This window comes from Lactococcus formosensis, from assembly GCF_018403745.1.
In the GTDB taxonomy this organism is placed as follows: Bacteria; Bacillota; Bacilli; order Lactobacillales; family Streptococcaceae; genus Lactococcus; species Lactococcus formosensis.
Genome location: NZ_BOVP01000005.1, coordinates 133,363 through 147,804, shown reverse-complemented (window position 1 = coordinate 147,804; position 14,442 = coordinate 133,363). Strand labels below are relative to the sequence as shown.

12 protein-coding genes are annotated in these 14,442 nt (G+C 38.9%); 5 read left to right on the top strand and 7 right to left on the bottom strand.

The annotated features are described in order from the left end of the window. Window positions 1-245: 245 nt before the first annotated feature. From KJS37_RS07670 to KJS37_RS07650, 5 genes are all read right to left on the bottom strand, one after another. A complete protein-coding gene (locus KJS37_RS07670) occupies window positions 246-1,277 on the bottom strand; it encodes a 3D domain-containing protein (protein ID WP_213496687.1) in 1,032 nt (343 codons plus the stop codon). A gap of 157 nt (window positions 1,278-1,434) precedes the next feature. After that, the gene (pheT, locus tag KJS37_RS07665) at window positions 1,435-3,843 is read right to left on the bottom strand and encodes a phenylalanine--tRNA ligase subunit beta (RefSeq protein WP_213496685.1); all 2,409 of its coding nucleotides are present in this window, start codon (window positions 3,841-3,843) and stop codon (window positions 1,435-1,437) included. A 48-nt stretch (window positions 3,844-3,891) separates the two neighbouring features. Further along, window positions 3,892-4,932 (bottom strand): phenylalanine--tRNA ligase subunit alpha, encoded by a 1,041-nt coding sequence (pheS, locus tag KJS37_RS07660; RefSeq protein WP_165714201.1) that lies wholly within the window; start codon window positions 4,930-4,932, stop codon window positions 3,892-3,894. Window positions 4,933-5,275: 343 nt separating this feature from the next. Then, window positions 5,276-5,905: a hypothetical protein gene (locus tag KJS37_RS07655; RefSeq protein WP_213496683.1), complete on the bottom strand. Its 630-nt coding sequence runs from the start codon at window positions 5,903-5,905 to the stop codon at window positions 5,276-5,278. Window positions 5,906-6,007: 102 nt separating this feature from the next. Continuing rightward, on the bottom strand, window positions 6,008-7,030 hold the full coding sequence (locus KJS37_RS07650) for a coiled-coil domain-containing protein (RefSeq protein WP_213496680.1): 1,023 nt from the start codon (window positions 7,028-7,030) through the stop codon (window positions 6,008-6,010). Window positions 7,031-7,448: 418 nt separating this feature from the next. Here KJS37_RS07650 and KJS37_RS07645 point away from each other — a divergent pair, with 418 nt between their 5' ends. After that, window positions 7,449-8,021 carry a TetR/AcrR family transcriptional regulator gene (locus KJS37_RS07645; RefSeq protein ID WP_165711962.1) on the top strand — a complete coding sequence of 191 codons (573 nt, stop codon included), beginning with the start codon at window positions 7,449-7,451 and terminating at the stop codon, window positions 8,019-8,021. A gap of 56 nt (window positions 8,022-8,077) precedes the next feature. On the opposite strand, the gene KJS37_RS07640 is transcribed toward KJS37_RS07645, so the two are convergent. Then, complete coding sequence (locus KJS37_RS07640) at window positions 8,078-9,367, bottom strand: adenylosuccinate synthase (protein WP_017368598.1); 1,290 nt, start codon at window positions 9,365-9,367, stop codon at window positions 8,078-8,080. Window positions 9,368-9,674: 307 nt separating this feature from the next. On the opposite strand from KJS37_RS07640, the gene hslO reads away from it, so the two are divergent. From hslO to KJS37_RS07620, 4 genes are all read left to right on the top strand, one after another. Then, the gene (gene hslO / locus KJS37_RS07635) at window positions 9,675-10,559 is read left to right on the top strand and encodes an Hsp33 family molecular chaperone HslO (RefSeq protein ID WP_213496678.1); all 885 of its coding nucleotides are present in this window, start codon (window positions 9,675-9,677) and stop codon (window positions 10,557-10,559) included. Beyond that, entirely contained in the window at window positions 10,556-12,100 is a 1,545-nt protein-coding gene (locus tag KJS37_RS07630; RefSeq protein ID WP_096369092.1) for a ClC family H(+)/Cl(-) exchange transporter, read from the top strand. The genes hslO and KJS37_RS07630 overlap by 4 nt, the downstream gene beginning before the upstream one ends. Window positions 12,101-12,187: 87 nt before the next feature. Then, window positions 12,188-13,183: a tRNA dihydrouridine synthase DusB gene (gene dusB, locus KJS37_RS07625; RefSeq protein WP_213496676.1), complete on the top strand. Its 996-nt coding sequence runs from the start codon at window positions 12,188-12,190 to the stop codon at window positions 13,181-13,183. Window positions 13,184-13,249: 66 nt separating this feature from the next. Then, complete coding sequence (locus KJS37_RS07620) at window positions 13,250-13,492, top strand: hypothetical protein (protein WP_017368601.1); 243 nt, start codon at window positions 13,250-13,252, stop codon at window positions 13,490-13,492. A 39-nt stretch (window positions 13,493-13,531) separates the two neighbouring features. Here KJS37_RS07620 and KJS37_RS07615 read toward each other — a convergent pair whose 3' ends face one another. After that, a complete protein-coding gene (locus KJS37_RS07615) occupies window positions 13,532-14,413 on the bottom strand; it encodes a YitT family protein (protein ID WP_017368602.1) in 882 nt (293 codons plus the stop codon). Between the last annotated feature and the right edge of the window lie 29 nt (window positions 14,414-14,442).

Genomic DNA, 14,442 nt, shown 5'->3' with positions numbered 1-14,442 from the left:
GCTGTGCTGTGCTGTGCTGTGCTGTGCTGTGCTGTGCTGTGCTGACCGATTATAAGTCATCTGCTTTACCCCGTCAAATATTTCGTTATCGTTAAGTAACAACAATAACATCTATATAATATTATTGTAATGTTTTTCTTATGATTTTCAAAATAATTTCAGAAGATAAGAGCGATAGGAGATCCAGATGAAAGACAAAAAACCCCTGTTAAGCAGGAGTTTTTTACTTATTTTTTCAGTAATCTTTAACTGAGTATATTAATCTGTATTGTTTTACGTCCCCAAGCTTGCGCTTGAGCTGTTGTCGGAAGATGCACATCAATAATATTTCCCTTGATGGCTCCACCTGTATCACCTGCGATAGCAATACCGTAACCTGGTACTTCAACCATCTTTCCTAAGGGAATAACAGAAGGGTCAACGGCAATACACATTGGGTTTTGGTGAAGATTTATCCCTGTAGCTGTGATGAAACCTAAGCCGTTATCTGAGGAGTAGGCCGTAGCTGAAACGGTCAAGGAAGTTCCTCCATCACTACTTGGAGTAGTAATGGTAGTATCCTTAGCCTCCGAAGTTTTAGACTCTTCTTTTTTCTTTGAAGCCAAAGGCTCTACTTTAGGCTTATCTCCGTCCTCGTCCACTGTAGTATCTTTAGCCATTTCTGCTTGGGCTTTCATCTCTTCCAGTACGGTCTGGTTATCAGCCACTTTATTTTTTAGTGTATGGATACTTTCTTCGAGATTCTCCGCTTGCTTTTGGTAGTCTGCTTGAGCGGTTTTTAACTCATCTTTTGTTTGTAGAAGAGAGCTTTGCATTGTTTCCAAAGTTTTCTGCGTATCTACTAAGTCCTTAGCTTGCGCATCTTCAGCTCTTAAAATAACACTCAAATTTGTCCAAGCCTGTATCGCTTCATGAAAATCATTAGCATTCAATACTACATTAAGAACAGAAGCTGAAGCTCCACCGTGGGCTTGCATTGAACGCATTTGCTTCGCTACGATTTCTTTTAAGGAATTGTATTTTCCCTCAGTTCTTTCAATCTCTTGATTCAGATTTTCAATCTTTTCTTGCGTTAATTTTAGTTTGTTTTGTGAAACAGTTGCTTTCGCATAGATTGCATTTGTCTGAGAAAGTTCCGAGTTGAGCTGTTGCTGAAAGTTCTCGATATCTTTATTAATCGCACTTTCGTCAGCTTTAGCAACTTGTAGGCCCAATGTCAGCATTCCAACTGAAAGTCCAAGTAGAGTTGCTCCTTTTTTCCAATTGTTCTTTTTCATATTTTACCATTCTAACACAAAAAGAACGCTGTTTGATTGCAATTAAGTTACGTATGGTTATTGAAACTTAATGTAAACCGCTTTTATTAATACTTTGTCTCTTGACTTTTTTTAAAACTCATAATAAAACCTTGGAAGATTCTCCAAGGTTTTTTATTTAACGAATTTCAACTGCTAAAGTTTCTACAAGATTTTTCGTGATTTTTGCCATTGCTTTTGCAATTTCTTCTTCTGTCATTGTCTTTTCACGGCTTTGGAAAGTTAAGCTGTAAGCCATTGATTTCTTACCTTCTGGTAAGTTTTCACCTTGATAAATATCAAAGAGTTCAACTTTGCTTAATGTTTTAACTTTACTTGAAGTGATTGTCTCTACGATTTCAGCATGTGTCTTCTCTGCATCTACCAACATCGCAATGTCACGATGCACAGCTTGAACTTTTGGAATTTCCACGAAGACTGTCTGCGCTGGTGCAAGCTCAAGCATTGCATCTAAGTCCAATGAAGCCACATAAGTTTCTTTCACATCATAAGCTTTTGCTGCTGCAGGATGTACTTGCCCTACGAAACCAACTTGACGGTCACCCAAAAGAATACGTGCAGTACGTCCTGGATGCATCTCTTTGATTTCAGAGTATGCTTCAAAAGCAAGATTGTCATAACCTGCTAAAAGTTGTTCAACAATAGCTTTTGCATGATAAAAGTCCACAGCTACAGCATCAGAACTGTAGGTTTTGTCTTCTACATTTCCAGAAATAGCAAAGGCAAGATGAGGAATTTCAAGAGGACGTGTATCTTTAGAATCTGTCGCTACAAAGATATTGCCCACTTCATAAATCGCAACATCTGCATTTTTGCGGTTTTGATTGTAATTAACAATATCTAAAAGACCTGGAATTTGACTGCCACGTAGGGTCTGACGATCTTCTGTCATTGGTAACATCAACGATGTTGTTGCCCCTTGTGTTTCTACAAATTCTTGCGCTTTTTCTGCTGTAGTTAAAGAGTAGCCAATAACTTCTGAAAGTCCTGCCGCTTCGACGTGTGTGCGTACCTTACGACGCAATTTTTGCATGGCCGTTAATTCACCTGCTGTCGCACCTGAAGGTAAGGTACTAGGCAAATTATCATAACCATAAATACGAGCTACTTCTTCCACGATATCGGCTTCAATCTTGATATCCCAACGGCGTGAAGGAATTTGAATATTAAATTGTCCTTCTTTTTCTTGTGTTTCAAAACCAAGTTGCGCTAAAATCGCAAGAACTTCTGCTTCATCAAGTGATGTTCCTAAAGCCGCATTAATACGGTCCAAAGTAATGTTAACTTCTTGAGGTTCTGGCATGAAGTCATTTGACTCTACTACACCTGAGAGAATCTCTCCGCCAGCCAGTTCTTGAATCATTGCTGCTGCAAAGTCTAGTGCTTCGCGCACTGTTCCCTGATTGATTCCTTTTTCAAAACGACTTGAAGATTCTGAGCGTAAGGCAAACTTATGTGAAGTTTTACGGATTGAAGTGCCATTGAAAAGTGCAGCTTCTAAAGCTACTGTGACGGTTTGATCAGTAATTTCACTGTCAAAGCCCCCCATGACACCTCCAAGAGCTACCGGTTGACCATTAGCTGTAATCACGATATCTTCTGTGCTAAGTTCACGCTCTTGTTCATCAAGAGTAACGATTTTCTCTCCTTGATTGGCTTGACGAACTACAATCTCATCTGCGCCAAATTTATCAAAATCAAAAGCGTGGAGTGGTTGACCGTAGTACATCAAAACATAGTTGGTTACGTCAACAACATTATTGATGGGACGAATACCAGCATTCATCAAGGTATTTTGCAGCCAAAGTGGCGATGGTGCAATCTTGACATTTTCAATCATACGAATCTTGTAGGTTGGGACTTGTTCTGTACTTGTTTCTACTTTTACAGCTACTTTATCTGCTGCTTTTTTGGCTACTTCGGTTACCGTTTTTTCATCAAAGTTGACTGTTTTCCCATAGATAGCTGCGACTTCATAGGCAACTCCACGCATTGACATTGCATCAGCACGGTTAGCCAAGATATCAGGTTCGATAATTTCATCATCTAAGTCAAGATATGGCAAGACACTGTCACCAATCACTGCATCTTCAGGTAAAATATAGATACCATCTTCATGTTTCATTGGATTAACAGATTCAGGAATACCAATTTCATCAAGCGCACATAGCATTCCTAATGAAACGATACCTCGGATTTTTCCTTTTTTGATTTTATAGTTATCCGCGATACGTGCACCAACAAGTGCTGTTATTACTTTAATCCCTGCTTTGACATTGGGAGCGCCGCAGACGATTTGGAGGGATTCTTCTTCACCAACATCGACTTGGCAAATATGAAGATGTGTCTCAGGAACATCTTCACAAGTCAATACTTGACCGACAACAATTTTTGACAAGCCTTGACCTGGTACAGTTACACCTTCAATCTCAATACCTGAAAGTGACATTTTTTCTGCCAAATCAGCAACGGGAATATCATCAAGACCGTTCACTAATTTTTTTAACCATTTATATGATACTAACATTTTATTTTTCCTTTTATTCCGTTTTCTTTTATGTCTTTACTTCTGAAATTATTTTCCGAATTGTTCTAAGAAACGTAAGTCACCTTGATAGAAGCCACGAATATCGTTGATACCATAGCGGAGCATTGCGATACGTTCTTGTCCCATACCAAAAGCAAAACCAGAATATTCCTTGCTATCGATACCGCTCATTTCTAAAACATTAGGATGAACCATACCCGCACCAAGAATTTCAATCCAACCGGTATACTTGCAGACGTTACATCCTTTGCCGCCACATTTGAAGCAGCTTACATCAACCTCAACAGAGGGTTCAGTAAATGGGAAGTAAGAAGGACGTAGGCGAATCTCGCGGTCAGCACCAAACATTTTTTGGATAACAAGTTCAAGCGTACCTTTAAGGTCGGCCATTGTAATGTTTTTATCCACAACTAAACCTTCGACTTGATGGAATTGGTGGCTGTGAGTAGCATCATCAGTATCACGGCGGTAAACGCGACCTGGAGCAATCATACGTAAACCACCTTTACTAAAGTCGTGTTGATCCATCGTGCGTGCTTGCATTGGTGATGTATGGGTACGTAGCAATACCTCGTTTGTCACATAGAAAGTATCTTGCATATCACGCGCTGGGTGATCTTTAGGCAAGTTCATGCGTTCAAAATTATAATGGTCAGTTTCGACTTCATAGCCGTCTACAATCTCATAACCCATTCCCAAGAAAATTTCTTCAATCTCTTCTGCTGTTTGCGTCAAGATATGGCGTGCCCCTTTTTTAGGTGCGTGACCAGGTAAAGTTACATCTAAAGTTTCAGAATTCAAGGCTGCATTCATTGCTGCTGCTTCGAGTTCTGTTTTTTTCTCCTCAAGCTTTGCTCCAAACTCGTCACGGAAAGCATTAGCTAGAGCACCGATAACTGGACGTTCTTCATTTGTTAAGTCTTTCATCCCTTTGAGGATTTCTGTCAGCTCACCTTTTTTACCCATGATTGCTGTTCGCAAATCATTCAGCATTCTTTCTTCCACGGCAGCTGTTAAATTATTCAAAGCTTGTTCACGTAAAGCTTCAATTTTTTCTTGTAAATTCATTTCTTCTCCTAATACCTTCTAACCATGATGACAAAAAATACCACGATTTCAACCCCTAAACAAAGGAGCGAAAACCGCGGTACCATCCTATTTTATCACTTAATTAAAGACTATTTTAAATTAGAACGAGGTGAACTTCAATAACTTTTCCGTGTGATGATTTGCAGTCGACGACATCACTCCCTTAAACGTTCCAGTAACCTACTCTTCTCATTCTTTATATGTTCTTATTTTAGCAGATTTATCTCATTTGTCAATCCTTAATCTTCTGCCTTATTTGTATATAAAAGGGTGACTAAGTATGCGAGCTTCAACGTATTCTTTAAAAACAGAAGCCTACTGACTAAGTCGCATTAATCATGATATCCATTAAGCTTTCTGTAATTTTATTTTCTTGTTCCATTTCATAGAATTCTAATAAAAGACGTGCCTTATGTTTACCATTCAGGTATTGTTTATCCAATGGTATCTCCGTGACTGCATACCCCGGATCAATCATTTCTGAGCGAAATATTGGTTCTTTCTTGCCCTCTACAAGTATGGTAAATCTTAGACGTGTACGATTCGTCGGTAGATTTTGAATGACCAGTTGTCCTGACTTTCGCTGCTTTTCTGCTTTTATTTCTAAAGACACGCGCACCTTTGCCATATTGCTAGGATAATTATCCTCTGTGTGTTCAAGCGTATAGTCACTCATCGATTGCGGTTTACTTTGAACTTCCACATTAGAACTTAGAGGAACATATCTTCCGATAATTCTTAAGAGTTGTCCTCCTCCCATCGCAAGGCCTAGAAGCAAAATGAAGAGGGTGAATAAAATTATTCCACTCCGAACCCACCTTTTCAGTTTTCTTTTCTTAACCTGATGCACATTAGGGGACGGTGGAGGGCTTGGTGATTCTAGCATATAGGACATTTGTTTCAGTAAATCTTCTGATTCGTTAAATAACTCTTCATACTGGCTTTGAACCACTCCTTATCTCCTTTCCGTTAACTTTTAATAATATCTGTGATCTACTCGTTCAAAAAGCGCCTTTTCAGCGCTTTATTTTTCAGATGTCTATGACTGATGTTCTTAAATTCCAAGCTTCATCAATTCACCCAAACGACCAATCAACTCCTTAGCAGCATTCCTTGTTTCTAAAATTTGATTGTTCAACTCTGCTAACTGTTCCTCTGCCTCAATGAGTTTTTCTCGTCCTTTTTCCTCAGCTGCCTTAACTATTGCCTCTGCTTCCTCTTGTTTTTGAGTTATATAGAGTTCTGTTTCCTTTTTCGCCTTTTCAAACTCTTTTTGCCCTTCAAAACGCAAGACTTTATTTTCCTCAGCAATAGCTTTTTTCATCAGCTCTGCCTCACTCGCTGCCTGCACCTTTTCTTGTTCTGCTTTAAGTCTTAATGTTTCTTGTTCTTTAAGCATAGCTGCTTTAAGCGCTTCAGACTTTCTAAACATTTTCTCAACCTCGCGTTGAGCATTTTCTTTGAGTTGATCGGTTTCTTTTTGCGTTTCTTTTTTCAGATTATCTATCTCTTGAAGCATTTTTTCTGCCTCTTTTTTTGCATTAACTTTGAGTGTACTCACTTCTCTTTCTGTTTGATGCTTCATCTGGTTACACTCTATTTTTGCTTGCTCTATAACATCATTTTTTTCTTTTTCAAGTGCTTCTTGGCGTTTTTCATTTTCTTTTTGTAACTCTAATAAATAATCAGCAACCTGAGTACGTATATCTACATTTTCTTTTTTTAATGCTTCGTTTTGCTCTTTCAATTCCTCCAAGGCCACAAGTTCCCCTTGATTATTGTCAATGTTTTTTTGAAGCCTCTCTTCCAATTTTTGTACTGCTTGTTCTTTTTCCAGAAGCTGCTTTTCTTGTTCTACTTTAAGCTGCTGTAGCTCTGTTTCCAGTTTTTTTCTTTCAAAAATTACTTTATGCTTTTCTCCTTCGGTCTTAAGGAGAGCATCTTTCAAACTTTGATTATTCGTTTCCAGTTCCTCACGGACCTTATTAAACTCTTCCAGATGTATCGTTGTTTTTCCTTCATTTTGTTTTACAGTATTTTCTTCGTTGTTACGACTGTTTCCAAATAAATTTTTCATCTTTTCACTCCATTTAAGTCTGACAAACTTAAATTCAATATATTCGTTTTAAATTTGTTTTTCGTTACTTATTTTATATAATACTATTATATATTCGTATCATTCGTAATGTAAAGTAATAACAAAACAAATCAAATCCATCTATTTCTAGCAAAAAAGAACCACAAATAGAACAACTGTTTTGTATTTAAGTATATTTAGTCTAATTTTTAACCATATTCGTCTTTTTTTGCTTTCGTTTTAACACCTAATGATAAATAATGGTAACTATTTTACAATTAGGCAAATTATCAAGTCCAAAATTAAGCCTAACAGCTTCTTTTAAAAAGAAATTCGAGATTACTTCATTTAATATCTTAGTTCAACTCATCTGGTTTTATAATATTTTCTACCCAAATAATATATAGGAGAATGAAAAATGGCTAAAAACACGAAAGAAATAGTCATCAGAACTTTACTGAATATCGCTGCTGAGGGCGGGATTGTAAATATCGAAGAGATTACCCGTCGTACAGGGATTACTCGAAATACTATTCGATATAACTTTGGAAATCAAGGAATTGATGGTATTATCGCATATATCTATAGCGGTATTTTCCAAGAAATCAACACGCAACTTTTTCGTCATAGTCCCAATGAAATTCCTGTTGAAATTTTCGCTGACATAATCCTACACATTCTGTGGCAACATCGAGATGAGGCCCATATCCTAGTAACGAGTAAACTCTTGTACCGGACAGATATTGGAGCAATTGATCTTGTCTACCCTTGGGCGAAAGAACGTTATGATTATCTGGTAAAAGTGCATCAATTAAGCCCCTATTTTTCCTCTAAACAGCTTCTCTCCTTCTGGATTTCGTATTTGGATATTATCTTTACACTTTGGTTCAGCGTCCAAATTCCTCTAACTCCTGAAAAATTTAAACCTATATTTCTCAAATTAGTCAAAACTTCAATGTACGATCTTATCTATAAGGATATCGGTCACTAAAAAGACAAAAAAAGCAATCAAATCAATGATTGCTTGCTTTTTTTAGATTGATTTCCTTATGCTTCCCAAACATTTTCCAAAACGTTTGTTTGGTCACGATCTGGACCGACAGAGAATGTTGAGATGCGAACACCAACGAGTTCTGCAACACGAAGTACATAGTTGCGTGCTGTTTCTGGAAGTTCTTCAAGAGTTCGCATTCCTGTAATATCTTCAGACCAACCTGGCATTTCTTCGTAAATTGGTTTACAACGTTCCAATTCTTTAAGACTTGCTGGGTAGTGAGTGATTTCTTTTCCGTCAAGTTCGTAAGCGACACAGATTTTCACTGTTGGTAATCCTGCCAGAACATCAATAGAGTTCAAGCTAAGATGAGTCAGGCCTGAAACACGACGTGAGTGACGCATAACGACCGCATCAAACCATCCTACACGGCGTGGACGACCTGTTGTTGTACCATATTCATGTCCAACTTCACGGATTTGGTGACCTGTTTCATCAAAAAGCTCTGTTGGGAATGGACCATCTCCAACACGTGAAGTATAGGCTTTACATACACCAACTGCTTTATCAATTTTTGTTGGGCCAACACCTGAACCGATAGCGACTCCTCCTGCCAATGGGTTTGAAGATGTAACAAAAGGATAAGTTCCTTGGTCGATATCTAACATAACACCTTGTGCACCTTCAAAGAGGACACGGTGGCCTTCATCAAGCGCATCGTTCAAGATTACTGAAGTGTCAGCTACATATTTTTTAATTTGTTGACCGTATTCATAGTATTCGTTAAAGATTTCATCGAAATCAAGTGCTTCACTGTCGTAAAGTTTAACGAATTCACGGTTTTTATTTTCAAGATTTGTACGTAAACGTTCTTCAAAAATTTCTTTATCGAGAAGGTCTGCGATACGGATACCGACACGTGCTGCTTTATCCATGTAGGCTGGGCCGATACCTTTGATTGTCGTACCAATCTTTTGATCGCCTTTAGCTTCTTCTTGAAGGGCATCTAACTTGATATGGTAAGGCAAGATAACGTGGGCGCGGTCTGAGATACGAAGATTATCTGTTGTTACACCGTTTTCGTGGAGGTAAGCAATTTCTTTAACCAGGGCTTTGGGGTTGATTACTACACCATTACCGATAACAGATGTTTTTTCTGGGAAGAAAATACCAGATGGGATAAGGTGGAGTTTGTACTTAAAGCCGTCGATAACAATAGTGTGACCGGCATTGTCCCCTCCTTGGTAACGCGCAATAACTTCTGCGTCTGAGCTGAGGAAGTCCGTAATTTTACCTTTTCCTTCATCTCCCCACTGCGTTCCTACAACAACAACTGATGGCATAATAGCTCTCTTTTCTTTTAATATTTGTACGCTCTATGTCTCCTTTTCAGGTGACACAGCTGGCATTTTGATATTGAAAAGCTCCTATCGCACTATTCCTATTATAGCAAAAAAAATAATTTGATTTGAGTAAGAAATAAGTTTTTTGCTATAAATCTCTTTTTTTGTTCGGAAATATCTAACTTTATTCCAGTTTTCTCTACAAACCTTACTTTTTTGCCCCATTTGTTTTTAATACAAAATATCATCGCCAAAATAAAAGCCCAGCAATCAATGCTGTTAAAAATATGTTAAAATAGAAGGAGTTATGACTGATAAAATATTAAAATCCATTTCAAAAAATGGTCACTTTCGTGCTTTTGCTCTTGATTCAACCTTGACTGTCCGTGAAGCTCAGGAACGTCATCAAACGATGCCTACTTCTACTGTTGCACTCGGTCGTACCTTGATTGCTGCTCAAATTTTAGGTGCCAATGAAAAAGGGGACAGTAAAATCACAGTCAAAATCTTGGGTGATGGTGCTATGGGTGCAATTGTTGCCGTAGCAGATGCTAAAGGAAATGTTAAAGGTTATGTTCAAAACAAAGATTTAGACTATAAAAAAGCTTCAACAGGAGAAGTACTTGTTGCTCCTTTCGTTGGGAATGGCTTCTTTGTGGTTATTAAAGATATGGGACTTCGTCAACCTTATACAGGACAAACTGATTTAATTACAGGGGAAATTGGTGAAGACTTAGCCTGGTATTTTCTCTCCAGTGAGCAAACACCTTCTTCTGTTGGTTTAAATGTCTTGCTCAATGACGGAGAAGATAGTGTTAAAATCGCAGGCGGTTTTATGCTTCAAGCCCTGCCTGATGCAACTGATGATGAAATCACAGTGATGGAAAAAAATATTAAAGCAATGCCAAGCATTTCGGAAATGCTTTTAAAAGAGAAGCCACTTGAAGCTATGTTAGCTGCGCTTTATGGTGAGCTCGAATATACGATTCTAGCTGAGTCACCCTTAGCCTTTGAATGTGATTGTTCAAAAGAGCGATTTTCTGAAGGCTTGCAAAGTCTTGGAAGTCAAGCCCTCACTGAGATTATTGAAGAAGATCATGGCGCTGAAGTACTCTGCCAATTTTGCGGACGTAAATATGAATTTACAGAAAAAGAACTCAATGATTTAATCTTGGGAGCTGCTCAAAAATGAGACTATTGATTAAAGATCTTTCACAATCGTCAAACAAAAATATAGGTTTAATTTTTTTAAGTCTATTGGTTGGACTGGCAGCTGGCTTCTTAGCCAGCTTTTATCGTTTGTCTCTTTCCATAGCTGAAAAATTAGGTGTCACCCTCTATCATCAAGTCAGTACGCATCTTATCTATGTTCTTTTTCTCCTCCCTGTCTTACTCCTCCTTGCCTTTATTGTCAGTACTTTGATGAAAAGATATCCTATGTCAACCGGCAGCGGAATTCCTCAAGTCAAAGGGCAATTGCTGGGCTACTTTAAACCAGACTGGTTTTCAACAGCTTGGGCTAAGTTTGTCGGGGGAACATTGGCCATGTTTGCTGGGTTATCCTTAGGTCGTGAAGGTCCATCAATCCAACTAGGTGCTGCGATGGGACAAGCCATCGGTCAAAAATTTTCCTATACTGAGCGCCACCAACGTTTGCTGATTGCTTCTGGTGCTTCAGCTGGGTTATCCGCCGCTTTTAATGCCCCGCTTTCTGGTATCATGTTCACGCTTGAAGAAGTGTTCAAATATTTCTCACCTTTGATTTTGTTAACCTGTATGAGCTCCGCTATCATGGCAGATGCTGTTTCTCGTATTATCTTTGGCCCAGCCAGTATCTTTGATTTTCGCATCGTGAGCAGCTTTCCCCTTTCAGATTATTGGTTACTTTTACTTTTAGGTATCCTTATGGGAATCTTTGGTGCAGTATATAATACTGCCCTTCTAAAGGGGCAAAGCCTTATGAAAGGGAAAATAAAAAGTCCTTTTCTTCGTGTCTTATTCAGTTTCGCTGCTTCGGCTCTTGTCGCACTCTTCTTTCCACTGATCAGCGGCAGCGGCCACCAGCTGATTGACCAATTGACACTTACTTGGGGTCTTGCCTTTCTCTGTCTGGTCTTTGCTGCAAAGTTTTTAATTTCCATTATTAGCTATGCTTCAGGTGTTCCTGGAGGAATCTTCTTCCCCCTCTTGGTGCTTGGTGCTAGTCTGGGTAGTATTTTTGCTACAACAGTCATCCCTCTCTTGCATTTATCCCCTAATCTTTTCCCAAACTTTATTATTTTAGCGATGGCAGCAACATTTACTGCTATCGTCCGTGCGCCAATGACTGGAATTCTTCTTTTGGTCGAGATGACAGGTTCTTTTGATCATCTACTCCCTCTCGCTTTTGTTTCTCTCATTTCCTATCTTGTGGCCGAACTCTTACACTCTGAGCCAATCTACGATTCATTGCTCCACAATCTTCTTACTGCTGATTCGGACATAGCTACTGAAAAAGAAGGGCATATTATGATTGAAGCTTTGGTCCAGTTTGATTCGGAAGCTGACCATCAGGCGGTTCAAAATCTTCATCTTCCTAAAGATAGCCTCTTGGTTTCTATTCAGAGAAATGGGGAAAAAATCATTCCACGAGGAGATACCTTACTCCATGCGGGTGATATTGCAACCTTTTTAACTACTCAAGCGCAGGAAGTTCCTGTTCGTCAAAAAATAAAGCACTTATTTACTGATTAATCTAAAAAATCTTCGTTAAATTACCTACGAAGGTTTTTTCAGTGCAAAGTTTTAGCAAATCCCTTAAAAAATGGTAAAATATTCTCTATGACTATGGATTCAAAATACACACGCCCTTGGAAAATTGGGGATATAGAAATTGCTAATAAAATCGTACTCGCTCCAATGGCGGGGATTAATAATAAAGCCTTCCTGACAACAGCTAAAGAGTTTGGAGCAGGACTTGTCGTTACTGAAATGATTTCTGACAAAGGTATCGAACACCGTAACAAAAAAACGCTCCAAATGATGGACTTTGAAGGCGTACCTCATCCACTTTCAATGCAAATTTTTGGTGGTGAAGTTGATACACTGGTTGAAGCAGCGAAATTTGTTCAAGAAAATACAGTAGCAGACATCATTGATATCAATATGGGCTGTCCTGTTCCTAAGGTAACAAAAAATGAAGCTGGAAGTCGCTTACTGCTTGACCCAGATAAGGTTTATGATGTAGTGAAAGCGGTCAGCTCTGCGATTGACTTACCACTCACTGTAAAAATTCGTATCGGTTGGGACTCTGATCATCTCTACGCTGTCGAAAATGCCAAGGCTATTGAAGCAGCTGGAGGTGCTGCTGTTGCAATGCACGCACGGACACGTGCTCAACTCTATGAAGGTAAAGCAGACTGGACATGGCTTGAAAAAGTAGCAAGCAACATTAACATTCCTTTCATCGGAAATGGTGATGTGAAAACACCTGAAGATGCGAAACGTATGATTGATGAAACAGGTGTCGATGCAGTCATGATTGGTCGAGCAGCTCTCGGAAATCCGTGGATGCTTCACCGTACGGAACACTACCTTCGCACAGGGGAATTGCTCCCTGAACCCACTGTGGATGAAAAAATGCGTATCGCTAAGATTCACTTACAACGTCTTGTTGACCTCAAAGGCGATAACTTAGCGTCACGCGAATTTCGCCAACATGCAGCTTACTACCTCAAAGGTGCAAAACGTGCTGCAAAAGTTAAGGTATCCGTAAATCAAGCAGAAACACAAGCAGAAATTGTCAAGATTTTAGATGATTTCGTTGCCCAAAATTAAGAGATTGGCTTTTGCCAATCTTTTTGTTTATAATAAGGTTAGTATCATAAAACAAGGAGGGACTCTATGCGTACATCAAAAGCTCTTGTCGAAATCGAAAAGGCAATTATTCACCTTAAGAAAGCGAAACGTGAGATCAGTAACTATAGCTTTGAAAATCAAACTCAAAGTCTCATTCAAATCAACCAAGCTATCGATCGCTTACAAATTATTAAGGACGGCGTTAATGCTGACTCTTCTGATGTAGAAGGTGTTTCTTCTGTGGGCCGACTTGAAGGCGAACGTCTAACATCAAAACTTTTTCAATAATAGCCATTAAAATAAAAAAGAACCAAATCTGGCTCTTTTTTATTTTTTCTTACGTTTATATTTACTTTGTGGATAAGTAAAATCTCCCATAACTTCATGAACATTTATTACTGTTGAGAAGGCTTGAGGATCTATTTCAGCAATCAAGGCTTTAACCGTCATGACTTCTCGAGGGTTAAGGACCACATAGACTACACGTTTTTCTGTGCCCGAATATGCGCCTTCACCATGGAGGAATGTTGCACCACGTCCAAGTTCTGCCAGAATAGCATTTGAAATCTCTTGATACTTAGGACTAATAATAAGCATCCCACGAACGGTATAACCACCAGATTGGATAAGGTTAATAACTTGCGCACTTACGAAACTTGCAATTAATGTATAAACCATATGATTAACATCAATGTAAGTGAGAGAAAGTGTCATTACAAAAAGGTCTATCGTGAAAATCACACGTCCCACTGCTGTGCCTCGCTTAATTTGCAAGAGCTGAGCAATGATATCTGAACCTCCAGTTGTTCCGCCAAAGCGGAAGATAATCCCAATCCCCGTTCCGGCAAATACACCGGCAAGGAGAGCTGCAACTAAGTTATCATGCAAAAGATTAATACTAAAATCAAATGCTTGGAAAACTGAAAGGAAAAGCGAGATGTTAACAATCGCATAGACCGTATAGGTAAAGGTCCGTTGTCCTAAGAAACGGTAACCAATAAAAAGCAAGGGGATATTCAGAATGAACTGACTTAGGGCCGGATCCAACTTGAATAATGCGTGCAAGATCAAGGTAATACCGGAAAGGCCACCTGCAGCCAACTGATTGGCCATATTTAACTTTACAAAACCAAAAGCAAAGATAATTGCGCCTAAGCTGATGGCAATAAAGTTACGAAAATGGATTTTAATGAGGCTCATATCCTTCATACAACTCTCCAATCTAATACCATTCTTAT